We start from the raw sequence: 23,211 nt of genomic DNA, 5'->3' as shown, positions 1-23,211 counted from the left end.
CTGGGGCCTATAGCTCAGTTGGTTAGAGCAGAGGACTCATAATCCTTTGGTCCACGGTTCAAGTCCGTGTGGGCCCACCAACTCCAAAGCCGCGCATAGCGCGGCTTTTTCTTGTCCGCGTGTTTTGTAGGAGCCGGCTTGCCGGCGATGGCATCCACGCGCAATCAGTCCCTGCGCATCGCCTGCATCGCTGGCAAGCCAGCTCCTACCGCCTTCAGTACAACAGCCAGCGCTGCAATCCGTGCAATGCAGTTGTGCGATACTCCTGGCAATAGGCCAGTCACCCGAAGGTCACTCATGCAGTTCACTCATCTATCTGTCGCCCGCAAACTCAAGTTCTACCAACTGGTAGTCTTCGATCAGGTGCTGCAGAGTGGCTCGCTGCTGCGCGCAGCCCAGGCGCTGGGCCTGACCCAGCCAGCGGTGACCAAGATCATCCACGAGCTGGAGTCGTACTTCGGCGCGCCGCTGCTGGTTCGCGGCAACCGGGGCGTCAGCGCCACCCCTTTGGGCGCGCTGATGGCGCGCCGTAGCAAGTCGCTGCTGGCCGAGCTGCGCTCCTTGACCGACGAGGTCAATGCCTACCAGGAAGGCACCTCGGGGCATGTCCTGGTGGGGACCCTGATCTCGGCATCCAGCTCGCTGCTGCCGCACGCGCTGAAACTGCTCAAGCAGCGTGCTCCGAAGGTGCTGGTGTCACTGCGGGTCGGGCAGATGGACCAGTTGTTCCCGGCCCTGGCGGTGGGCGAGGTCGACCTGGTCGTCGGTCGGGTGCCGGACGATTGGCGCTGGCACCACGAATCATCGCAGCTTGAGGCAGTGGTGCTTTACGGCGAGGAGCTGGCGGTGGTTACCGGTGCACAGCATCCCCTGATCGGCCAGGTCCCGGTTAGCCTGGCTACCCTGCTCGACTACCCCTGGGTCTTGCCGACCCGCGACTCACTGCTGCGTCGCACCGTCGACCGGCTGTTCGACGAAGCCGGACTGGCGGCGCCGAGCAACGTGGTCGAGTCGCTATCGATCCTCACCAACTTAAGCCTGATGCAGGACCAACAGACCGTCGCGGTGATGCCCCTGGAAGCGGCTCGCCAGTTCATTGGAGCCGGGTTGCTGCGCACCCTGGATCTGGGCAGCCACCTGCAGTTCGGCGACATTGGCTACTTCCACGCAGGCAATCGTGAACTGGGGCCTGCGGCGCGGCTGTTCCGCGAGTGCCTGGAACAAGCCAGCCAAGAGCAACATGGCGACCTGACGGCCTGATCACAGCTATTCCAGGTGCTAATAGAGGATGGCAAACCTTTGATTACTCGCTTATAGGTAGAACACATAGACTCCTCCGAAATCCAAGAATCGGAGGTTGCCGTGTCCGCCCCCCTGTCCCTGCTGCGCCACTTCGTAAATGGCGAGTTCGTTACCACCCCCAAGACCTTTGACAATGTGTCCCCCATCGACGGCCGCATTCTGGGCCAGGTCTGCGAGGCCGACGCGGCGCTGGTGGAGCGCGCGGTCGCCGCTGCCAAGGCGGCCCAGGAAGGCCCTTGGGCCAGCTACAGCGCCAGCCAGCGCGCCGACGTGCTGGTGCGCATCGCAGATTGCATCGAGCGGCGCTTCGAAGACTTCGTCGCCGCCGAAGTAGCCGATACCGGCCGCCCGGTACAGCAAGCGCGGACCCTGGACATTGCCCGCGGCGTGCACAACTTCCGCACCTTTGCCGAGCAGATCCGCCAGGCCGGCGGCGAGTACTATGAGATGCGCACCGGCGATGGCAGCGACGTGTTCAGCTACACGGTGCGCAAGCCCCACGGCGTGGTGGCGATCATCTCGCCATGGAACCTGCCGATGTTGCTGCTCACCTGGAAGGTCGCACCCGCACTGGCCTGCGGCAACTCTGTGGTGGTCAAGCCCTCGGAAGACTCGCCGTCCTCCGCCACCCTGCTGGCCGAGGTCATGCTGGAAGCCGGCGTGCCCGCAGGCGTATTCAACCTGGTGCATGGCTTCGGGCCGAACTCGGCCGGTGAATTCCTCACCCGCCATCCGGACGTGGATGCCATCACTTTCACCGGCGAGTCGCGCACTGGCGCCACCATCATGAAAGCGGCCGCCGAAGGCGTGCGCGAGGTGTCCTTCGAACTGGGTGGCAAGAACGCCGCCGTGGTGTTCGCTGACTGCGACTTCGACGCGGCGGTGGCTGGCGTGCTGCGCTCAAGCTTCACCAACTCCGGCCAGGTGTGCCTGTGCTCGGAACGGGTCTACGTCGAACGGCCGATCTACGAGCGCTTCGTTGCCGCACTCAAGGCAGGTGCCGAGAAACTGAAGATCGGCTACCCGGATGAGGACGGCGTAAATATGGGCTCGCTGATCTCCCACAAGCACCGCGACAAGGTCCTCGAATACTTCGAGCTGGCCCGCCGCGAGGGTGCCACCGTGGTCAGCGGCGGTGGTGTGCCGACGTTCGGCGACGCCCGCGACAATGGCGCCTTCGTGCAGCCGACCATCTGGACCGGGCTGTCCGATGACGCCCGCTGCGTGCGCGAGGAAGTCTTCGGTCCGGTCTGCCATGTCGCCCCGTTCGACCGCGACGATGAAGTGATTCGCCGCGTCAACGACAGTGCCTACGGCCTTGCCGCTGCAATCTGGACCACCAACCTGAAGCGCGCTCACAAGGTTTCCCGCCAACTGCGCGTCGGCATGGTCTGGGTCAACACCTGGTTCCTGCGCGACCTGCGTACGCCCTTCGGCGGCGCACGGCTCTCCGGCCTGGGCCGCGAGGGCGGCCGTCACTCCCTGGACTTCTATTCGGAATCCACCACCGTCTGCGTCAACGCCTAAGCAGGAGTACTTCCATGCATGCCGCCCTCCTCACGGCCGCTGAACGCCTGCACCAGGCGCAACTGAGTGGCCAACCCTGTCCGCCGGTGCGTGATCTGATCGCCGCCGCCCAGGCCGACGACCCGAATGCCCAGGTGATGGCCCTGGCCTACGCCGTGCAGCGCCACAACAACCAGCTCGCAGTGGCTGCCGGGCGCCGCCCGGTGGGCCGCAAGATCGGCCTGACCAGCCCGGCGGTGCAAGCCCAGCTGGGCGTCGACCAACCGGATTTCGGCCTGCTGCTTGCCGACATGGCCCGCGGCGATGGCCAGCCGATCGCCTGGGCAGACTGCGCCCAGCCCAAGGTCGAGGCAGAGATCGCCCTGGTGCTGGAACACGACCTGCCCCACGAGCGCCACACAGTGGCCGACCTTCTGCGCGCCACCGCTTTCGCCCTGCCGGCAATCGAAGTGGTCGGCAGCCGCATCGCCAACTGGGACATCCGGCTGGTCGACACCATCGCCGACAACGCGTCGTCCGGCCTTTTCGTGCTCGGCACCCGCCCAGTGAAGCTGGATCAGCTGGACCTGGTGAACTGTGGCATGAGCATGACCCTGCGCGGAGAGCCGGTGTCGGTTGGCGCCGGGGCAGCCTGCCTGGGCAATCCGCTGAACGCTGCCGTCTGGCTCGCCGATACCATGGCCCGCCTCGGCGAGCCGCTGCGCGCCGGCGACATCTTGCTTACCGGCGCGCTCGGCCCGATGGTCGCAGCCAATCCGGGTGACCATTTCACCGCCCACATCCAGGGCCTGGGCAGCGTCAGCGCCGCCTTTGCCAACCGCGATTAACAGGAGCCCCCATGAGCAAGAAACTCAAGGTTGCCATCATCGGCTCCGGCAACATCGGCACCGACCTGATGATCAAGATCCTGCGTAACGCGCAGCACCTGGAAATGTCGGCGATGGTCGGTATCGACCCGGCGTCCGATGGCCTGGCACGGGCTGCACGGAGGGGCGTGGCCACGACCCACGAAGGCGTAGAAGGCCTGACCCGTCTGCCAGCGTTTGCTGACATCGACTTCGTTTTCGATGCCACCAGCGCCGGCGCCCACGTCAAGAACGACGCGTTCCTGCGTTCGGTCAAACCGGGTATCCGCCTGATCGACCTGACCCCGGCAGCCATCGGCCCGTACTGTGTACCGGTGGTCAACCTGGAGCAGAACCTCGGCCAGCTGAACGTCAACATGGTCACCTGCGGCGGCCAGGCAACCATCCCGATGGTGGCGGCGGTGTCGCGCGTGGCCAAGGTGCATTACGCCGAGATCATTGCCTCGATTGCGAGCAAATCCGCCGGTCCCGGTACCCGCGCCAACATCGATGAGTTCACCGAAACCACCAGCAAGGCCATCGAAGTGATCGGTGGTGCGGCCAAGGGCAAGGCGATCATCGTCATGAACCCGGCCGAGCCGCCGTTGATGATGCGTGACACGGTGTTCGTGCTCTCCGAAGCCGCCGACCAGGCCAAGGTCGAAGCCTCCATCGAAGAAATGGCCGCCGCTGTGCAGGCCTATGTGCCGGGCTACCGCCTCAAGCAAAAGGTGCAGTTCGACGTGATCCCCGAGGATGCACCGCTGAACATTCCAGGCCACGGCCGCTTCTCGGGCCTGAAGACCTCGGTGTTCCTCGAGGTCGAAGGCGCTGCCCACTACCTGCCAGCGTATGCCGGCAACCTCGACATCATGACCTCCGCTGCCTTGGCCACCGCCGAGCGCATGGCGCTGTCGATGCTCAACGGCTGAGGACCCCGCCCATGAACGGTAAGAAAATCTATATCTCCGATGTCACCCTGCGCGACGGCAGCCATGCCATTCGCCACCAGTACTCGATCCAGAACGTGCAGGACATTGCCCGCGCGCTGGACAAGGCCAGGGTCGATTCGATCGAAGTCGCCCATGGCGACGGCCTGCAGGGCTCTAGCTTCAACTACGGCTTTGGCAAGCACACCGACCTTGAGTACATCGAGGCCGTGGCCGACGTCATCGAGCATGCGCAGATCGCCACCTTGTTGCTGCCCGGCATCGGCTCGGTGCATGACCTCAAGGCTGCCTACAACGCCGGTGCGCGGGTGGTACGCGTGGCCACGCACTGCACCGAAGCCGACGTGTCGAAGCAGCACATCGAATACGCCCGCGAGCTGGGCATGGACACCGTCGGCTTTTTGATGATGAGCCACATGATCCCGGCCGAGCAGCTGGCCGCCCAGGGCAAGTTGATGGAAAGCTACGGCGCCACCTGCATCTACATGGCCGACTCTGGCGGCGCAATGAACATGCAGGACATCCGTGACCGCATGCGCGCGTTCAAGGCGGTGCTCAAGCCGGAAACCCAGGTGGGCATGCACGCGCACCACAACCTCAGCCTCGGCGTGGCCAACTCGATTGCCGCCGTGGAAGAGGGCTGTGATCGCATCGACGCCAGCCTGGCCGGGATGGGCGCCGGTGCCGGTAACGCGCCGCTGGAAGTGTTCATCGCCGCTGCCGAGCGCATGGGCTGGAACCACGGTACCGACCTCTACACCCTGATGGATGCAGCCGATGACATCGTCCGTCCGCTGCAGGACCGCCCGGTACGCGTCGACCGCGAAACCCTGGGCCTCGGTTATGCCGGTGTCTACTCCAGCTTCCTGCGCCACGCCGAAGTGGCCGCCGCCAAGTACGGCCTGAAGACCCTCGATATCCTCGTCGAACTGGGCAAGCGCCGCATGGTCGGCGGCCAGGAAGACATGATCGTCGACGTCGCCCTCGACCTGTTGGCCCAGCGCCCGGAGAACCGCCCATGAGTACCGACATCACCCGCATTGCCACCGCGCTCGACCAAGCAGCACGCCATGCCCGGCCGCTGGCCCAATTCAGCGTCGAAAGTCCCTTCTCGCTGGACGACGCCTACCTCATCCAGCGCGCTGCCATGCAGCGCCGCTACGACGACGGCGAACACTGCATCGGTATCAAGCTGGGTTTCACGAGCCGCGCCAAGATGATCCAGATGGGTGTCGACAGCCTGATCTGGGGCTGGCTCACCGATGCCATGCTGGAAGAGGATGGCGGCCTGGTCGACCTGGCGCGCTACATCCACCCACGCGTCGAGCCCGAGGTCTGTTTCCTCACCCGTCGGGACATCGACCGCCCGCTGACCCTCCTGGAAGCAGCGGACTACGTGGAGGCGGTGGCGCCAGCGCTGGAAATCATCGACTCACGTTACCAGGCCTTCAAGTTCAGCCTGGAAGACGTGGTGGCGGACAACTGCTCCTCTTCCGGCCTGACTGTCGGCCCCTGGTCGCGAGATTTCTCCGCGTTGGCCAATGCCGGCGTGGTGATGCGCCTGGACGGCCGCGCAGTACAGGTCGGCTCTACTGCCGCGATTCTCGGCCAGCCACTGCGTAGCCTGGTGCAGGCCTCGCGCCTGCTGCATGACGCCGAACGGGTGCTGCCGGCCGGCAGCCTGGTGATGGCCGGTGCCGCCACCGCCGCCGAAGCACTGCGCCCGGGTGTGCATGTCAGCGTCGAAATTCAGGGTCTGGGCGAAAGCAGCTTCAGCGTGCGCTCCTGACCCGAACCCAAAAAGGAAAAGCATCATGAGTGATAACCGCGCAACCGTCGTCGCCGGCAAGGCCAAGCCCCGCGGCCGCTTCCCTCACATCAAGCGCGCCGGTGACTTTCTGTTCGTCTCAGGCACCAGCTCGCGCCGCCCGGACAACAGCTTCGTCGGCGTTGAAGTGGATGAAATGGGCACCACCAACCTGGACATCCGCGCACAAACCCGTGCAGTGATCGAGAACATCCGCGACATTCTCGCCAGCGAGAACGCCAGCCTCGCCGACCTGGTGGAGATCAGTACCTTCCTGGTCGATATCAACGACTTCGGCGGCTACAACCAGGTCTATGCCGAGTACTTCGACGAAACCGGGCCGACCCGCACCACGGTCGCCGTACACCAACTGCCACATCCGCACCTGCGCATCGAGATCAAGGCCGTCGCCTACGCGCCCCGCTAACGCTGAGAGAATAATAATGGACAAGCACCGCTTCAGCCCGCCGCTCAACTTCAATCGCTGGATCGAAGACCACGCCCATCTGCTCAAACCACCGGTGGGTAACCAGCAGATCTGGCAGGACAGCGACTTCATGGTCACCGTGGTCGGCGGCCCCAACCAGCGCACCGACTTCCACGACGACCCGGTGGAAGAGTTCTTCTACCAGTTCAAGGGTAACGCCTACCTGAACATCTGGGACTGCGGCCGTTACGAGCGTGTGGACCTGAAGGAAGGCGACATCTACTTGATGGCGCCGCACGTCATTCACTCACCGCAGCGCCCGGAACCCGGCAGCCTTTGCCTGGTCATCGAGCGCCAGCGCCCGGCGGGCCTGCACGACGCCCTGCAATGGTCGTGCGCGCGCTGCGGCACAGTGATCCAGCGCTACACGATGCAGCTGGAAAGCATCGTTGCCGACCTGCCACCGGTGTACGAGCGCTTCTATGCCACCAGCGAGGACGAGCGCCGCTGCACCGAGTGCGGCGAAATCCACCCCGGCCGTGACTGGCAGACCTGGCACCAGACCCTGAGTGAGTTCCACCCGGTATGAAAATAGACATCCACTCCCATTTTTTCCCCAAAATCAGCCAGAGCGAAGCCGCTCTTCTGAGTCCCGAACGCGCCCCCTGGCTGCACACTGACGGCCGTCAGGGCCAGATCATGCTTGGCGACAAGCCGTTTCGCCCGGTGCATGACGTGCTCTGGGACCCGGTGCGCCGCCTCGAGCACCTGGACGAGCAGGGCCTGGCTGTCCAGGTCATGTGCGCTACACCCGTTATGTTCGGCTACGACCAGCCCATTGAACGCGCCCTCCCCTGGGCGCAACTGATGAACGACCGCGCGGTGGAAATGGCTGCCCATGCCCCGGACCGCCTCAAGGTACTGGCCCAGGTTCCCCTGCAGGACATCGACGCGGCCTGCCGCGAAGCCAGCCGCGCCAAGGCCTGCGGTCACATCGGTGTGCAGATCGGCAACCATGTCGGTAACAACGACCTGGACCACGATGGCCTGGTGACCTTCCTGCACCATTGCGCCAACGAAGGCATCCCGCTGCTGGTCCACCCCTGGGACATGATGGGCCACGACCGCATGAAGAAATGGATGCTGCCCTGGCTGGTCGCCATGCCGGCGGAAACCCAGCTCGGCATCCTCTCGCTGATTCTCTCCGGCGCCTTCGAAACCCTGCCCAAGTCCCTGCGCCTGTGCTTTGCCCATGGCGGTGGCGGCTTCGCCTTCCTGCTTGGCCGTGTCGACAACGCCTGGCGCCACCGTGACATCGTTCGCGAAGACTGCCCCAACCTGCCCTCCAGCTACGTCAAGCGATTCTATGTCGACTCCGCCGTGTTCGACCCGGGCTCGCTCAAGCTGCTGGTGGATGTGATGGGGGCCGACCGCGTGATGCTCGGCTCCGATGCGCCGTTTCCACTGGGAGAGCAGCAAATCGGCGCAGGCGTGCTGGAACACCCGGCACTGTCTGATAGCGACAAGCAGCGCATTGTCGCCGGCAACGCCCGAGAGTTTTTCAGTCTCTGATCTACTTTGGTTAGGCCACTTGGCCATTGGGCCCATATCCACGATCGGATATGGGCTTTTTTTATGCGCGGCCTCAGACCCGGAAGCTGCCTACCAGTTGCTGCAGGCGCCTGGCCTGGCGCTCCAGGTCGGCGCAGGCACCCAGGGTGGTACGCAGATTCTCCACACCATCCAGGTTGAGGGTGGTGATTTCGCTGATGTCCAGGTTCAACGAATCGACCACGGCAGTCTGCTCCTCGGTGGCGGTGGCTACCGACTGGTTCATGGCATCGATCTCGACGATGTGCCGGGTCACATTGGCCAGGCGCTCGCCAGCCTTGTTGCCGATCTCCACACTCTGCTCGCTGTAGCGCTGACTCTCGACCATGGTCGCGACCGCCTCGCCTGCACCGACCTGCAGGGCATTGATCATCGAGTGAATCTCCTGCGCCGACTGCCGGGTGCGTTGCGCCAGGCCGCGCACCTCATCCGCGACGACAGCGAAACCACGACCGGCCTCGCCGGCGCGGGCAGCTTCGATGGCGGCATTGAGTGCCAGCAGGTTGGTCTGCTCAGAGATACCTTTGATCACCTCAAGGATCTGGCCGATGTTCTCCGTCTTGCTGTTGAGCTGCTCGATGTTCGCGCAGGACGTGCTGATTTTCGCCGACAGTTCGTTCATTGCCGCGAGGGTGCGTTCAACCACGTGCCGGCCGTCTTCGGCCTGATGGCGGGCGTCGGAGGCCTGATACGAGGCGTCGGCAGCGTTGCGGGCGATTTCCTGGGCGGCGGCAACCAGTTCGTTGATCGCCGCAGCGACGTTGCTGGTGCGATTGGCCTGCTTGGCGGAATTGACCATCGACGCGTTAGAGGTATCGACCACCAGCTTGGCCACGTCGTTAAGCTGGCGGGTCGCTGAGGACACCTCGCGAATCGAGCCGTGGATACGCTCGACGAAACGATTGAAAGCCTCGGCCAGCTCGCCAAATTCATCTCTGGCCTGCATCGCCAGACGCTTGGTGAGATCGCCCTCGCCCTGGGCGATGTCATGCATGGCGCGGCGCATCGTGTGCAGCGGCCGCATCAGCACGCGGATCAGCATGCTCAGCAAGAGGATGATGCAGACCACGGCGACCAGCGTGGCGAACAGCGCCGAGGTGCGGAACTCACTGAGCATGGCGTAGGCCTTGCCCTTGTCCATCGAGATACCCACGTACCAATCCACCGTCGGCAAGCCACGTACTGGCGCGAAGGTCAGAATGCGCGTGCCTTCGGCGGACTCGACTTCGCTGAAATCGGCGTTCGGTGACAGGGCATCTTGCGGGTAAAGGTCACGCAGGTTCTTCATCACCTTGTCCTGCTCCGGATGCACCAGCACCTTGCCGTCGGCGCTGACCAGGAAGGCGTAGCCGATGCCGTCGAAATCCAGCGCGTTAATGATTTTCACCAGGGTGCCCAGGCTCAGGTCGCCAGCCACCACACCCTGCAGTTGCTCTTGTTGCCAGACCGGCACGGCGATGGTCAGCATCAGCTGGCTGTCCGTTGCATCCCGATAAGGCTCGGTGACCACCGTGCCCCGGCTATCCCGGGCCGCCTGATACCAGGGGCGCAGACGCGGGTCGTAACCCTCGGGAGGTGGATCGTCCGTCGACATCTGGAACGTGCCATCGGCGCGCCCGAGATAGGCATAGGCGAAACTGTCGCGGATTATCTGCAGGGCCAGGTTCTTGCTGGCATCCTGCTCGACGCCTTGTTGAACAATGCCCTGCGCGGCTTGCTCGATCAGTGCCTGGCGCCCGCCCAGCCAGTGCTGCACGGTGTTGGCCGCCTGCCGGGCGGCATTTTGCACTTGGCTCTGCAGAGTGCCACCGAGTGCGCTTTGCAGGCGTGAATCGTTGTAAAGGGTGAATGCACTGAAACTGGCGATCACCAGCAGTGAGGTGGCCAGCAGCAGCTTGCTGCCAAAGCCGAAGGAGCGGGTCATGGGAGGCTTCCGGTCAGAAGGCTGGACGCTCGTGCGGCCGCCCAGCCCGGAAAAAGGCACCTCCCCGGTGCTTACCGGGGAGGCAGGGCTTTAAAACTTGATGCGTACACCGAGCTGCATGCCTTGCGGGTTCTCGTTCGGCAGCGGGCTGTCCAGGCTCCAGCTGACCGGATAGCGGACCTCGCTGTCACGGGTGTGATGGATGTAGGCGTAAACCCCGTAGAGATCGATGTTCTTGGCGTAGTTGTAGATGTAGCCGAGGCTGATCGCTGCGGCGTCGCTCAACGCTTCATCCTTGCGGTCGTCCTTGAAGAGGAGGCTCACGGTGGCATTGTGTTTGTTACCGAAGTTGTGGCGCATGCCCAGTTGCAGGTCGTTGCCGTTGGAGGCGAAATCCACCCAGGGGGCGTAGGCGTAGTAACCCACGTAGCGGTGGTAGACCGCCGAGAGATCCGTCTTGCCCATGCTGTACACCACGGTCAGGTAGGCGTCGGTGGACTGCTCCATGGTGTGCTTGTCCCACAGGTTGCGCTGGTACTTGCGGTCCACGGCCGCCGAGTAATACCAGGGACTGTCGGTCCAGCGATCCACCGCGACGCTGATGACCTGCCCGTCGCGGCTGCCATCGTCCTCACCTTCGCTGACGCCGCCGCGGAATTCGAAACCGTTGATTCGCGGGCTGATGTACATCAGCAGACCGTCTTCACGCCACGGCGCGTAGAACACCATGACGTTACTGATCAGGCTGTAGTCGTTGTTGTACAACGGGTCGGCGTAACCGTAAGCGTTGGCGGAGGGGGTATCCCGGCGGCCTGCGCTCAGCGTTCCCCAGTTCTTGGAAATGACCTCGAAATAGGTCTCGCGCTTGCCGATGTCGTCATCAGAATGCGGGTTGTACTGCGCCTGATAGATCCAGTTAAGCGACAGGTCGTCGGTGACCGCTTCCTGCATATGCAGTTCCAGGCGGTTGGCGCTCAAGCCCCCGCCATTGGCACGCTCCTCGGTGTGACCACCGGACTTGGCCACCTCGTAGTTGACGTCAATGACCCCGGAAAGCTCGATAACGTCGATGCCCGAGACGTCCTGAAGGTCCGCGATGTCCGCGCAGGCGTAGCCGCTCACCAGCGGCAGAGCGAGTAGAAGTTTACGCATTGGATGCTCCGATAGAACAAGTAGAGGCTCGCGACAGCACTCCCCTGCTGTCGCGGCCTGGTTTCTTATTAGGTATTACTGTTCTTGCGGGGTTGGCTCAGTCCCGAGGCGGCCAGGCCTTCGTCGGCGCCGTGAAGCTCGGCTCGCCCAGCAACGGGGTCGACAGTGCATAGAAGCCGTGGTTGGTGAAGACCCAGATCAGGTTGCGGTCGTACTCGGTGTAGGTGCCGTGAGTAAGGTTGCCCATGGCCCAGCTCACTACGTTCTTGGTGTCGTACGGCGGCACGAAGTAGGCACCGATGGTCGGTTTGTCCGGGTTACGCACATCGAACACCTGCACACCGGCGTTGTAGTAGGCAAACGGCAGGATGCCGTCACGCGATATCCCGGGCTGGGTGTAGTAGCCAGTGCGCTTCGGACCGAAGCTGCCCTTGCGCTGGCAGTAGTCAGTGAACTCGGCGTCGGCTGGCGGCGTCGGCAGCGGCAACTTGTGTTTGATGACTGGCTTGGTCGGGTCGCTCACATCCACGGCGTAAATAGGCTTCTCTGCCTCGTAGCAATCCTCGGTCAGCGGGTAGCCGCTGAAGTAGATCAGCCCGGTCTTCTCCACCTGGCTCACATCGATGGCATCGCCTTCTGTACCGGCCACACTGACCGGGAATTCGAGATGGCCGACCACCTTGAGGTTCGCAGAATCGGTGATATCGACCACGTACAGGCCCATGCCACCCATGGCCGCATAACCGTATTTTCCGCCCTGCTCGACCGGCTTGGGAATGAACAGCGCCGCACGCGACCCCATCCACGACGCACGGTTGCCGGAGCGCGGGTTGGCCTTGAACACTGCCTCGTGCTCTGGATCGCCCATGATCTGGCCAGGCACGGTCAGCACGTCGAGCAGCTTGGGGTTGCTCGGGTCGGACATGTCCCAGGACTGATAGCCGGAGTTGTACAGGTCGTTGGGGTATTCCGTGAGCGCGTAGTTGTCGCTGGGTGCGGCCCCCACGTACATCACGTCGCCGCCGAAATAGGCGGGAATATCGCGTGCTCCGGAGCCTTGTTGCTCGCCGATCGGCGCATCCGGATGCTCGATGTCGGTGGTGCGGGTGGCGATCAGCTTCCAGTCCTGGGGCAGCGGGCCATTCATCTCGTAGACCTTGAAGCCTTTGAGGTGCTTGGATTTGCGGATGGCTTCAACCTTGTCCGGCTCGCGATACTTGTCGCTCAGAACGCCGAAGCGGCGGATCTCGAAAGACTGCACCATGATGTTCTTGCCGAGCTTCTTGTTCCACTGGATCGACGCGGCGCCGAAGTAGTCGTCTGCCGGGTAGGGGTTGACCTCCTTGCCCGGGCCTTCAGGCCCCCAGGGCGCGCCCTTGGACAGCACGACCTTGACGTCCTTGGGATTGGTGATATCGAAGATCTTCATGTCGCGGCGCACGTACTGGTAGAGGTAGCGCTTGCCGTCGAAGTCGACAATGTTCTGCCACGTGTGGAAGGGCTCGACCGCAATCGGGTAGTAGGCCTCCACTTTCATGTTCTTGATGTAGCTCTTGGTGTCCCAATGATCCAGCTCGCCGGGAAATGGCTTGCCTTCATGGGAGAAGGGCGTGGCTACCGGCCAGATGAATTTGCCGGTGGCCTTGTCCATGCCATAGCTGCCCGGTGCCGGTGCCGGCGGAATACGCTCCGGGCCCAGTTCGGTCAGACGTTTGACGAGTGGATCGGTGATGTTCATCGGCGCATGCTCTTCGGCATGCAGGCTCGCACTGGCGATCAGCCCGAGCGCCAGCGAAAGCGCCAGACGGCTGCGTACTAATGGTTTAGTGGGTTTAACAGAGATCAGCCTTGTTTTCATTATTTGCTCCGTTTGGTGATGCCTCTGGGGCACTCTTTGTTTTCCACAATTTTCGGAATCCCTTCCGACCAACTCCCTTGTGCGCGTAGCCCGCGAACGGGCCGCCTCACGATCGGTGCTAGAAAATCTCCAGTGGGTAATCGGTGATTAACCGAAAGTCGTCGAGGTCGCCTGAGCCCTGCTCGGCATCGGCGCGATGCCAGGCCTGGCGCAGACGCACGCTCAGCCCCTTGGCCGGGCCGGTGCTCAGCACGTAGCGAAGCTCCACATTGGTTTCCTGGTGCGAGCCGTCTTCGCCGTAGCGACCGGCGTACGGACTGCCTTGCGCAATCGCGCGGCCATCGATCTGGTCGCCCTTGACGTAGCGCACCATCATCGAGGCGCCAGGCAAGCCCCAGCCGGCGAACGCGTAGTCATAGCGCACCTGCCAGGAGCGCTCGTGTGGCCCGTTGAAGTCGGAAAACTGGGCCGAATTCGGTAGCCAGATCGAGGCGCCCTGGTCGTTACCGTTACGCCCGTTGCGGTCGTTGTCGCCCACCCCCAGGTAATCGAAGGGCGTGTCGCCGCGGACCTTCTGTAGCCCGAGCAGGAAACGGTGATTGCCCTGGCGCAGGTAGCTCGAGGCACCCAGGGTCAGGTTGTCGATCTCGCCGGCGCGTGCAGCGCCGGTCTCGCTGGTGCGGTACAGCGTCAGGTTAAGCCCCGCTTCGCGCGCCTCGCCGAGCGGGAAGCGCGAGTCGAGGTTGGCGTAGCCCTGGTACCAGAGGTCCTCGAATTTCGAGCCGTAGAGCGCCAGGGAATGTCCCGGCGCCCACTGCCAGGTGCCACCTACATAGCTCGCACGCGGCGTGGTGACTTCGGCCATGACCGCCCAGAGGTCACCGTCGGCGTTGGTGGTCACCGGGCTGGTGGCCGAGGTGAAATGGCCAGCCTGCAGGTCCAGATCGTCACGCTCGCGGCTGCGCAAGGACAGACCGGTGGCGGTCTGCGGCACGATGCGAAAGTGACTGACGCCGAACACCGGGGTATCCGGGCGTTGCTCGCCAATCTTGAGCTCGGTCTTCGACATCCGCAGCTTGAGTGCCGCACCGCCCTTGGCGTACTCGTCGGCAGGCTCGCCACTATCGTGCACCGGCAGGTTGCGGGTGCCGGTTTTACCTGCCGAGGCGTCCAGTTTCAGCCCTTGATAGACGAATGCATCCAGGCCGAGCCCCAGGGTGCCGGGCGTGAAGCCGGAGGCAAAATCCAGGTTGATGCCCTGGGTCCAGTCGCGCTGGTCGGGACGACCCTCTTCTTTACTGCGATTGAAGTACGAGTTGCGTAGTAACAGCCTGAGATGGCTGTCCTCGACAACACGGCTCCAGCCTTCGGCAGACACTGCTGCCGCAAAGGCCGGCAGGGCCAGCAGGCAAGGACTCAGGAGCAGGGTTGATCGGAACACGCGCATAACATCCTCGTACGACTGAGTGCTCAAAAGGAGCGGGCAAGCCGAACCCGTCAGGCGCCGCAGCGCCCGGGATCTTGTTCTTCAGGGAATGGGCGGCCCGATCGCCAGACCGGGCCGTTGGGCTCAGCGCCGGATCGGCAGCGGGCTGGGCGCCTCACCGTCGACAGCACGGGACTTGCGATAACGCAGCGCGTAGATCAGCCCCATCAGCAGCAGGAAGGGCACCCCGCAGACCAGCGTCAAGGCGAACTCCTCGGTGAACAGCGTGGTCAGCATCACCGCCAGCATCAGCAGCAGTCCGGCCAGGCTGGTCCAGGGGTAGCCCCACAAGCGGAACTCCAGGGACTTGGCGTCGTGGCAGCGGCGAAAGAACAGATGGGTGAGGAAAATCCCGGCCCATGTGAACATCGCTCCGAACATGGCGATCGACATCATCAGGGTGAACGCGTCTTTCGGGTAGGCGAGGTACAGCAGGCATCCCAGACCGATCCCCACCGACGACAGCAACAGGGCCGGCAGCGGCACGCCACGACGGCTCACCCGGCCGAACAGCGCCGGTGCCTGACCGGCACGCGCCAGGCTGAACATCAACCGCGAAGTGATGTACAGCTGGCTGTTCATCGCCGACAGCGCAGCGATCAGGACCACCGCGTTGAACACCGCTCCGGCATAAGGTACGCCGGTCGCGTGCATGACCAAGACAAACGGGCTTTGGCCGCCGTTGTTCTGCCCCCAGGGCAGGATCGCCAGCACCAGCGCGAGGGTCAGCAGATAGAACACCACCAGGCGCACCATCGTGATTCGGAAGGCGCGGGTGACCGCACGTTTGGGGTCCTTGGCCTCGCCCGCCGCCACAGCGATCATCTCGATGCTGAGGTAGCTGAAGAACGCCACGATGACCGCTACCCAAGTGCCCCAGTAACCGTTGGGGAAAAAGCCGCGGTCGCTGGTGTAGTTGGCGAAGCCGATGCCCGAGTCCGCCGGCGCGCCATACACCACCCAGGCCCCGAGCAGGATGAAAGCGACGATGGCGCATAGCTTGAGCAACGAGAACAGGTACTCGATGGCGCCGAATACCTTGACGCTGAGCACGTTGGCCAGCACCAGCGCCGCCGAGAAGCTGAGCATCCAGTAACCGCCCGGCACGTCCGGGAACCAGTACTTCATGTACATGGCCGCCGCGGTGATCTCGGTGCCCACTGCGAAGACGATGGACGCCCAGTAGGCATAGCGGATCAGGAAACCAAACCAGGGCGCCACGTAGAACTCGGCGAAGGAGCCGAAGGAGCCCGAGGTCGGGTGGCGCACGGTCATTTCCGCCAGGCAGCCCATGAGCAACAGCGCGATCACCGCACCGACGGCGTAACTCAGCAGCACGCTGGGGCCAGCGAAACCGATGGCGAAGCCGCTGCCGAGGAACAGCCCGGTACCGATTGCACCGCCGATGGCGATCATCGACAGCTGGCCGCTGCTCAGGCTTTGTTTCAGGCCCTGCTCGCGCTGGACCAGGTTATCGAAAGAGCTTGTTATTTTTGTCATGTTCGAGTGCTCAGGTCTGGTCAAGAAGGGATCAGGTCACCGATTTCCTGGCGATGAACTCCGGAGCGTTCCATTCGCCGCTTTCGAGAACCGAGCGCAGCGCCTGGACGCTGTCCCAGACGTTCACGTAGCTGTTGTAGAGCGGGGCGAAGCCAAAGCGCAGGATGTCCGGGGCGCGGAAGTCGCCGATCACCCCACGGGCAATCACTGCCTGCATCACCGGATAGGCATTGGCATGCGCCAACGACACCTGACTGCCGCGCTCGGCGGCATCGCGCGGGGAGCGCAGCTCCACGCCCAGGCCGACCAGTTGCTCGTCGCAGAGCTTGATGAACAAATCGCACAGCGCCACGCTTTTGTTGCGCAGCACCTGCATGTCGACGCCGTCGAACATCTCCAGCGCCGATTCCAGGGCGAGGATGCCCAGTTGCGGCGCAGTGCCCACCAGCATGCGGTCGATGGTCGGATGTGCTTCGTAGTCGTGGGTAAAATCGAAGGGTTTGGCATGCCCGTGCCAGCCGGTCAGCGGCTGACGCACATGGGGGATGTGGCGTTCGGCGACATACACGAAGGCCGGCGCGCCGGGACCACCGTTCAGGTATTTGTAGCCGCAACCGACGGCGAAGTCGGCCTGCACACCGTTCAGATCGATCGGCATGGCACCGGCGGAATGACACAGGTCCCAGACTACCAGGGCGCCTACTTCGTGGGCACGGGCAGTGATCGCAGCCATGTCGTAGCGGCGCCCGGACTTGTAGTTCACATGGGTCAGGGAGAGGATCGCGACCTCTTCGTTGAGCGCCGCCAGCACATCATCAGGCTCAACGCAGCGCAGCTCGCAACCGGTCAACTCGGCGACACCGGAGGCGACATAGACATCGGTAGGAAAGTTGCCCCGCTCGCCGAGGATTACCTTGCGCTCCGGCCGCATGCGGGTAGCCGCCACCAGCACCTTGAACAGGTTTATGGAAGTGGAATCGGCGACTATGACCTCGTTGGCCTGCGCACCGACCAGCCGGGCAATCTTGCCACCGGTGCGCTGTGGCGCCGGATACCAGTCGGCATCGTTCCAGGAACGGATCAGACCCTTCGCCCACTCCTGTTTGAGCACCTGCTCAATGCGCGCCGGCACATGGGCTGGCATCGCCCCCAGGGAGTTTCCATCGAGATAGATCTCATCGGCCGAAAGGTCAAAACGGGCACGCGATGCACCAAGCGGATCATCATGATCGAGACGTTCGAAATGCTCTCGGGTGAGCGGTGCGGACAAGGTCATTGTGGGCCTCTTGTATTTATTTTTCTGGAAAGGGGCGGCGCTCGCGAGCTGGCGAAACGAAGGCCGGGCAAGCGCTCACAGCCAGTACCGTTCGTCGCCCCTAAGTGCGTGGCGACGATACTACTCCCGCCTTGGAATTACTTAAAAATAGAAAGAAGGCGCGCGACTATTACACTCGGTAATACATGGGTCTGTGTTCATCCTGCTCACAGCCACAGGGAACAGACCGGTGCGCCTGTGCACCGAAGAAACCGCTGCCTGCTCCGCTCGCCATCCGTTCAACTCGTCGGTCCACAAATTCCCTGTCATGAAGTGAAAAATCGCTGACGTGCGATGCGAAGTTGCCGTTGCCACTGCTGCCCTAGAGTCGGGGCACAACAATACCGCGCCCGGAAACACGAGAGCCGTCATGAGCAGATCCACCCGCACCAGCGAGACCGCAACTTCCACCCAGCGCCCTTCGGCGACCGTCCGAAAACGTCGCGCTCGCAAGAGTGACAATCTTCCGGACGATACCCAGCAACAGGAGCTGATCGGCACCGCTGCCAACCAGACGCTGGCGGGCAATCCGCTGGTCAGCGTGCGTGCGGCGGACCTCGCCAGCTCGGCCGGTTACCTGCTCAAGGCCGTGGGCAAATCGCCGCTCAAAGCGGGTGCTCATCTGGGTGGCTACCTGAAGGCCCTGCGCGGCATCGTCGGCGGTAACTCCAGCATCGCCCCGGACCCAAAGGACAAGCGCTTCGCCGATCCGGCCTGGCAATCCAACGCCTTCCTGCGCGCGCTGCTGCAGAGCTACCTGGCCGGGCAAAGTGAACTGACCCGCTTCATCGATTCCACCGACCTTGCCCCGATGGAAAAGAGCCGCGCCCGCTTCGTGGCGGCATTGCTGGCCGATGCCCTGGCACCGAGCAACTCGCCGCTGACCAACCCGGCGGCGCTGCGCAAGCTGGTGGACACCGGTGGAATGAGCCTGGCCAGGGGCGCCCGTCAATTCGGCCAGGACATGCTGCACAACCGCGGGCTGCCGCGGCAGGTCGACAGCACGCCGTTCAAGGTGGGCGAAAACATCGCCACGGCCAAGGGCGACGTGGTGTTTCGCAACGAGATGTTCGAGCTGTTGCAGTTCGCGCCCACCACCGCCAATGTCTATGCCCGCCCCTTGGTGATGTCGCCACCGCAGATCAACAAGTACTACGCCATCGACCTCGCACCGGAAAAGAGCCTGATCAAGTGGATTCAGGACAGCGGCGTGAACCTCTTCGTCATCAGCTGGCGTAACCCCACCCGCGAGCACCGCGACTGGGGCTTGTCCGAATACGCGCTGTGCCTCGACCAGGCCGTGGACGTGGCATGCAAGATCACCGGCAGCCCGGATGTGAACATGTGGGGTTCCTGCTCCGGGGGTATCACCCTGGCCGCCTACCTGGGCTGGCTGGCAGCCCGTGGCGAAGGCCACAAGGTAGCCAACACCAGCTGGGCCGTGTGCGTGCTCGATATGCCCTCGGCACTGGACGACACCACCCTGGGGCTGTTCACCACCCCGTCCGCCCTGCGCGCAGCCAAGGCCAGTTCCCGGCGCAAGGGGGTGCTGAGCGGCCAGGGCATGGCCAGCATGTTCGCCTGGATGCGGCCCAACGACCTGATCTGGAACTACTGGGTCAACAACTACCTGCTGGGCAACAAGCCGCCTGCCTTCGACATCCTGGCCTGGAACAACGACACCACGCGCCTGCCCGCCCAGTTGCACGCGGACTACCTCGACCTGATCCAGCAGAACCCCTACAGCAACCCGGGCACCCTGGAGATTGCCGGCGAGTCCATCGACATGACCCAGGTAAAGGTCGGTGCCTATGTGGTTGGCGGCACCACCGACCATATCACCCCTTGGCAGGGCTGCTACGGCACTGCCCGGCTGTTTGGCGAAGACACCACCTACGTGCTGTCAAACGCCGGCCACCTGCAGAGCCTGGTCAACCCGCCGGGCAACCCCAAGTCGTTCTACTACGCCGCACCGGCCGCCGCCGAGACCCCGGAAGCCTGGCTTGAGAACGCTGGGGAACGCCAGCAAGGCAGCTGGTGGCTGCATTGGCGCGAATGGATCGGCGAGCGCTCGGGCGACCGCCAGCCAGCGCCGAAGAAGCTCGGCTCACGCAAGTACCCGCCCCTGTGCCCGGCACCGGGTACCTATGTCATGGAGCGTTGAGGGCCGCTGCTCAAGCGTGCCCCACGCTACCCGTGGAGCACGCCGCCCTGCCGTTAGACAGTGAGCCGAATAGAAAGCACAATCGGCTCAACTGGTGAGCCGAATAGCGAGGCTAATCGGCTCAATCAACCGCAGAACGCGATGCATACGCTGCCTTGGGCAGCGTTCGCCTGAGACCTTCCATGCCCGAAACCCGCCCCGCCGCCCTCGACGAAATCGACCGCCAACTGATCGCGCTGCTGCAGATCAACGCCCGCGAAAGCGTCGCCATGCTCGCGCGACAGCTGGGCATTGCCCGCACCACGGTGACCTCACGCCTGGCACGCCTGGAGAAGACCAAGGTCATCAGCGGCTACGGTGTACGCCTGGGTCAACGCGTGATTGATGGTGGCCTGCAAGCCTATGTGGGCATAACCGTACAACCACGCTCAGGCAAGGACGTTGTGCGCCGCCTCAGTGCGATGGGACAGATCCAGCAGTTGTGTGCAGTGAGCGGTGAGTTCGACTACGTGGCATGGCTGCGCAGCGACTCGCCGGAACAGCTGGACCAGTTGCTCGATCAGATCGGCAGCGTCGACGGTGTCGAGAAAACCACCACATCGATCATCCTCAGCAGCAAGGTCGATCGCGGCCAGCCGGTTTGATCGACCACCTCGGTCAACATGCATCGCAATCTCGTCATAACGACCAAAAACACCACAAAACGACGACACTCTGCATCTTAATTACGTAACTACCAGCCACTAAACTGACCGCCAGCGCTTTCCTATACTCAAGCTTCGCATCCTGCGCAGCCCTGGCAAGGTCACCTATGAACAAGAACAACCGCCACCCCGCCGACGACAAAAAGCCCATCACTATTTTCGGCCCGGACTTCCCGTTTGCCTTTGACGACTGGATCGAGCATCCCGCCGGCCTGGGCAGCATTCCGGCCGAACGCCAGGGTGAGGAAGTGGCGATTGTCGGGGCCGGCATTGCCGGCCTGGTGGCCGCTTACGAGTTGATGAAACTGGGCCTCAAGCCTGTGGTGTACGAGGCCTCGAAAATGGGCGGGCGCCTGCGCTCACAAGCATTCGAAGGCACAGACGGGATCATTGCCGAACTGGGCGGCATGCGCTTTCCCGTGTCCTCCACTGCCTTCTACCACTACGTGGACAAACTGGGCCTGCAGACCAAGCCCTTCCCCAACCCGCTGACGCCCGCCTCGGGCAGCACCGTGATTGATCTGGAAGGCCAGACCCACTACGCCGAGAAGCTGTCGGACCTGCCCCAGCTGTTTCAGGAAGTGGCCGATGCCTGGGCCGATGCGCTGGAAGATGGCGCCCGTTTTGGCGACATTCAACAAGCCATCCGTGACCGTGATGTGCCACGCCTCAAGGAACTGTGGAACACCTTGGTGCCGCTGTGGGACGACCGCACCTTCTATGACTTCGTCGCCACCTCAAAGGCCTTTGCCAAGCTCAGTTTCCTGCACCGTGAAGTGTTCGGCCAGGTCGGTTTCGGCACCGGTGGCTGGGACTCCGATTTCCCCAATTCGATGCTGGAAATCTTCCGTGTGGTGATGACCAACTGCGATGACCACCAGCACCTGGTGGTTGGCGGTGTGGAGCAGGTGCCCCTGGGTATCTGGCGCCACGTACCGGAGCGCTGCGCGCACTGGCCGGCCGGTACCAGCCTGAGTTCATTGCACCGTGGTGCGCCGCGTCCGGGCGTAAAGAGCATTGCCCGCGATGCCGACGGGCGCCTGGCCGTTACCGACAACTGGGGTGACACCCGGCATTACGCCGCCGTGCTGACCACCTGCCAAAGCTGGCTGCTGACCACCCAGATCGAGTGCGAAGAGTCACTGTTCTCGCAGAAGATGTGGATGGCGCTGGACCGCACCCGCTACATGCAGTCGTCGAAAACCTTCGTCATGGTCGACCGCCCGTTCTGGAAGGACAAAGACCCGGAAACCGGACGCGACCTGATGAGCATGACCCTCACCGACCGGCTGACCCGGGGCACTTACCTGTTCGACAATGGCGATGACAAACCGGGGGTGATCTGCCTGTCCTACTCGTGGATGAGCGATGCCTTGAAGATGCTCCCGCACCCGGTGGAAAAGCGCGTGAAACTGGCCCTCGATGCGCTGAAAAAGATCTACCCGAAAGTCGACATCGCCGGGCACATCATCGGTGACCCGATCACCGTATCCTGGGAAGCCGACCCGCATTTCCTCGGTGCCTTCAAGGGTGCCCTGCCCGGCCACTACCGCTACAACCAGCGTATGTATGCGCACTTCATGCAGCAGGACATGCCTGCCGAACAGCGCGGCATGTTCATTGCCGGTGATGATGTGTCGTGGACGCCGGCCTGGGTGGAAGGTGCGGTACAAACCTCGCTCAATGCGGTGTGGGGTATCATGACCCACTTCGGCGGGCATACCCACCCAGACAACCCAGGCCCAGGTGACGTGTTCAACGAGATCGGACCGATCGCCCTGGCCGATTGAGCGGAGTACCTCCCATGCGCATCGCGTTGTATCAAGATGCACCGCAACCACTGGATGTGCCCGGCAACCTCGAGCGCCTGCACCAGCAGGCGCAACTGGCGGCCGCACGCGGTGTTGAGTTGCTGGTCTGCCCGGAGATGTTCCTGACCGGGTACAACATTGGCAGTGAAGCCGTGGCACGACTGGCAGAGGCCGAAGACGGTCCTTCGGCCATGGCCGTGGTCGAGATTGCACAGAGCAACCGCATTGCCATTGCCTACGGCTATCCCGAGCTGGCTGAGGACGGCCGTATCTACAATGCGGTGCAGTTGATCGACGCGCATGGCAGCAGCCTGTGCAACTACCGCAAGACGCACCTGTTCGGTGGCCTCGACCGGGCGATGTTCAGCCCAGGGCCCGACCATTTCCCGGTAGTGGAGCTGAACGGCTGGCGCCTTGGCCTGCTGATCTGCTACGACATCGAGTTCCCGGAAAACGCCCGCCGCCTGGCCCTGGCCGGCGCCGAACTGATCCTGGTGCCGACGGCCAACATGGTGCCCTACGACTTCGTTGCCCAGGTGACCGTGCGGGCCCGCGCCTACGAGAACCAGTGCTACCTGGTCTACGCCAACTACTGCGGCGCCGAAGACGAGATCCACTACTGCGGGCAAAGCAGCATCGTCGGCCCGGATGGCAGCATTCTCGCCATGGCAGGCCGCGACCCGCTGCTGCTGCAGGCCGACCTGCAATTGCAACGGGTGCACGAAGGACGGGCCAGCACGCCCTACCTTCACGACCTGCGTCCGGAGCTGTATGGCGATCCGCGCGAACGTGAATAATCCGCTAGCATGACGGTTCGCGCTGCATCGG

19 protein-coding genes and 1 tRNA gene are annotated in these 23,211 nt (G+C 63.3%); 14 read left to right on the top strand and 6 right to left on the bottom strand.

Annotated elements, in window-relative coordinates:
- The first annotated feature begins 3 nt into the window (after window positions 1-3).
- The 10 genes from I5S59_RS12385 to I5S59_RS12340 all read left to right on the top strand — a co-directional run bounded on the left by I5S59_RS12385 (window position 4) and on the right by I5S59_RS12340 (window position 8,430).
- Window positions 4-80: transfer RNA gene (locus I5S59_RS12385), tRNA-Ile, on the top strand.
- Between the two features lie 217 nt (window positions 81-297).
- Window positions 298-1,260 (top strand): LysR substrate-binding domain-containing protein, encoded by a 963-nt coding sequence (locus tag I5S59_RS12380; protein WP_197876881.1) that lies wholly within the window; start codon window positions 298-300, stop codon window positions 1,258-1,260.
- 114 nt (window positions 1,261-1,374) lie between these two features.
- Window positions 1,375-2,829, top strand: a complete 1,455-nt coding sequence (locus I5S59_RS12375; protein WP_197876924.1) for a 2-hydroxymuconic semialdehyde dehydrogenase — start codon at window positions 1,375-1,377, stop codon at window positions 2,827-2,829.
- A 14-nt stretch (window positions 2,830-2,843) separates the two neighbouring features.
- Complete coding sequence (gene mhpD / locus I5S59_RS12370) at window positions 2,844-3,656, top strand: 2-keto-4-pentenoate hydratase (RefSeq protein WP_197876880.1); 813 nt, start codon at window positions 2,844-2,846, stop codon at window positions 3,654-3,656.
- Between the two features lie 11 nt (window positions 3,657-3,667).
- Complete coding sequence (locus I5S59_RS12365) at window positions 3,668-4,606, top strand: acetaldehyde dehydrogenase (acetylating) (RefSeq protein WP_197876879.1); 939 nt, start codon at window positions 3,668-3,670, stop codon at window positions 4,604-4,606.
- An 11-nt stretch (window positions 4,607-4,617) separates the two neighbouring features.
- Entirely contained in the window at window positions 4,618-5,646 is a 1,029-nt protein-coding gene (dmpG, locus tag I5S59_RS12360) for a 4-hydroxy-2-oxovalerate aldolase (protein ID WP_197876878.1), read from the top strand.
- Complete coding sequence (locus I5S59_RS12355; RefSeq protein ID WP_197876877.1) at window positions 5,643-6,413, top strand: 2-keto-4-pentenoate hydratase; 771 nt, start codon at window positions 5,643-5,645, stop codon at window positions 6,411-6,413. The genes dmpG and I5S59_RS12355 overlap by 4 nt, the downstream gene beginning before the upstream one ends.
- 25 nt (window positions 6,414-6,438) lie before the next feature.
- Window positions 6,439-6,858, top strand: a complete 420-nt coding sequence (locus I5S59_RS12350) for a RidA family protein (protein WP_197876876.1) — start codon at window positions 6,439-6,441, stop codon at window positions 6,856-6,858.
- Between the two features lie 16 nt (window positions 6,859-6,874).
- Window positions 6,875-7,447 carry a 3-hydroxyanthranilate 3,4-dioxygenase gene (locus tag I5S59_RS12345; protein ID WP_197876875.1) on the top strand — a complete coding sequence of 191 codons (573 nt, stop codon included), beginning with the start codon at window positions 6,875-6,877 and terminating at the stop codon, window positions 7,445-7,447.
- Window positions 7,444-8,430 (top strand): amidohydrolase family protein, encoded by a 987-nt coding sequence (locus I5S59_RS12340; protein WP_197876874.1) that lies wholly within the window; start codon window positions 7,444-7,446, stop codon window positions 8,428-8,430. Before I5S59_RS12345 ends, I5S59_RS12340 begins: the two co-directional genes overlap by 4 nt.
- A gap of 73 nt (window positions 8,431-8,503) precedes the next feature.
- Here the strand turns inward: I5S59_RS12340 and I5S59_RS12335 are convergent, their stop codons facing one another.
- The 6 genes from I5S59_RS12335 to kynU form a co-directional block, all read right to left on the bottom strand.
- On the bottom strand, window positions 8,504-10,393 hold the full coding sequence (locus I5S59_RS12335; RefSeq protein ID WP_197876873.1) for a methyl-accepting chemotaxis protein: 1,890 nt from the start codon (window positions 10,391-10,393) through the stop codon (window positions 8,504-8,506).
- A 90-nt stretch (window positions 10,394-10,483) separates the two neighbouring features.
- Window positions 10,484-11,545 carry a porin gene (locus I5S59_RS12330; protein ID WP_197876872.1) on the bottom strand — a complete coding sequence of 354 codons (1,062 nt, stop codon included), beginning with the start codon at window positions 11,543-11,545 and terminating at the stop codon, window positions 10,484-10,486.
- Between the two features lie 97 nt (window positions 11,546-11,642).
- On the bottom strand, window positions 11,643-13,403 hold the full coding sequence (locus I5S59_RS12325) for a hypothetical protein (protein WP_197876871.1): 1,761 nt from the start codon (window positions 13,401-13,403) through the stop codon (window positions 11,643-11,645).
- Window positions 13,404-13,521: 118 nt separating this feature from the next.
- On the bottom strand, window positions 13,522-14,850 hold the full coding sequence (locus I5S59_RS12320) for an OprD family porin (protein ID WP_197876870.1): 1,329 nt from the start codon (window positions 14,848-14,850) through the stop codon (window positions 13,522-13,524).
- 123 nt (window positions 14,851-14,973) lie between these two features.
- Window positions 14,974-16,389, bottom strand: coding sequence for an amino acid permease (locus tag I5S59_RS12315; RefSeq protein WP_197876869.1), 1,416 nt, complete (start codon window positions 16,387-16,389; stop codon window positions 14,974-14,976).
- A gap of 31 nt (window positions 16,390-16,420) precedes the next feature.
- The gene (kynU, locus tag I5S59_RS12310) at window positions 16,421-17,665 is read right to left on the bottom strand and encodes a kynureninase (protein ID WP_197876868.1); all 1,245 of its coding nucleotides are present in this window, start codon (window positions 17,663-17,665) and stop codon (window positions 16,421-16,423) included.
- A gap of 409 nt (window positions 17,666-18,074) precedes the next feature.
- Here kynU and I5S59_RS12305 point away from each other — a divergent pair, with 409 nt between their 5' ends.
- From I5S59_RS12305 to I5S59_RS12290, 4 genes are all read left to right on the top strand, one after another.
- On the top strand, window positions 18,075-19,868 hold the full coding sequence (locus I5S59_RS12305; protein ID WP_197876867.1) for an alpha/beta fold hydrolase: 1,794 nt from the start codon (window positions 18,075-18,077) through the stop codon (window positions 19,866-19,868).
- Window positions 19,869-20,050: 182 nt separating this feature from the next.
- Entirely contained in the window at window positions 20,051-20,512 is a 462-nt protein-coding gene (locus tag I5S59_RS12300; RefSeq protein ID WP_128323402.1) for an Lrp/AsnC family transcriptional regulator, read from the top strand.
- A 167-nt stretch (window positions 20,513-20,679) separates the two neighbouring features.
- Window positions 20,680-22,362, top strand: a complete 1,683-nt coding sequence (locus tag I5S59_RS12295; protein ID WP_197876866.1) for a flavin monoamine oxidase family protein — start codon at window positions 20,680-20,682, stop codon at window positions 22,360-22,362.
- Between the two features lie 14 nt (window positions 22,363-22,376).
- Window positions 22,377-23,180 carry a carbon-nitrogen hydrolase family protein gene (locus I5S59_RS12290; protein ID WP_197876865.1) on the top strand — a complete coding sequence of 268 codons (804 nt, stop codon included), beginning with the start codon at window positions 22,377-22,379 and terminating at the stop codon, window positions 23,178-23,180.
- The last annotated feature ends 31 nt before the right edge of the window (window positions 23,181-23,211 follow it).

It is taken from the genome of Pseudomonas alkylphenolica, assembly GCF_016009175.1.
In the GTDB taxonomy this organism is placed as follows: Bacteria; Pseudomonadota; Gammaproteobacteria; order Pseudomonadales; family Pseudomonadaceae; genus Aquipseudomonas; species Aquipseudomonas alkylphenolica_B.
Note: the sequence above shows the minus strand (reverse complement) of the source record. Positions and strands in the feature narration are given on the sequence as shown.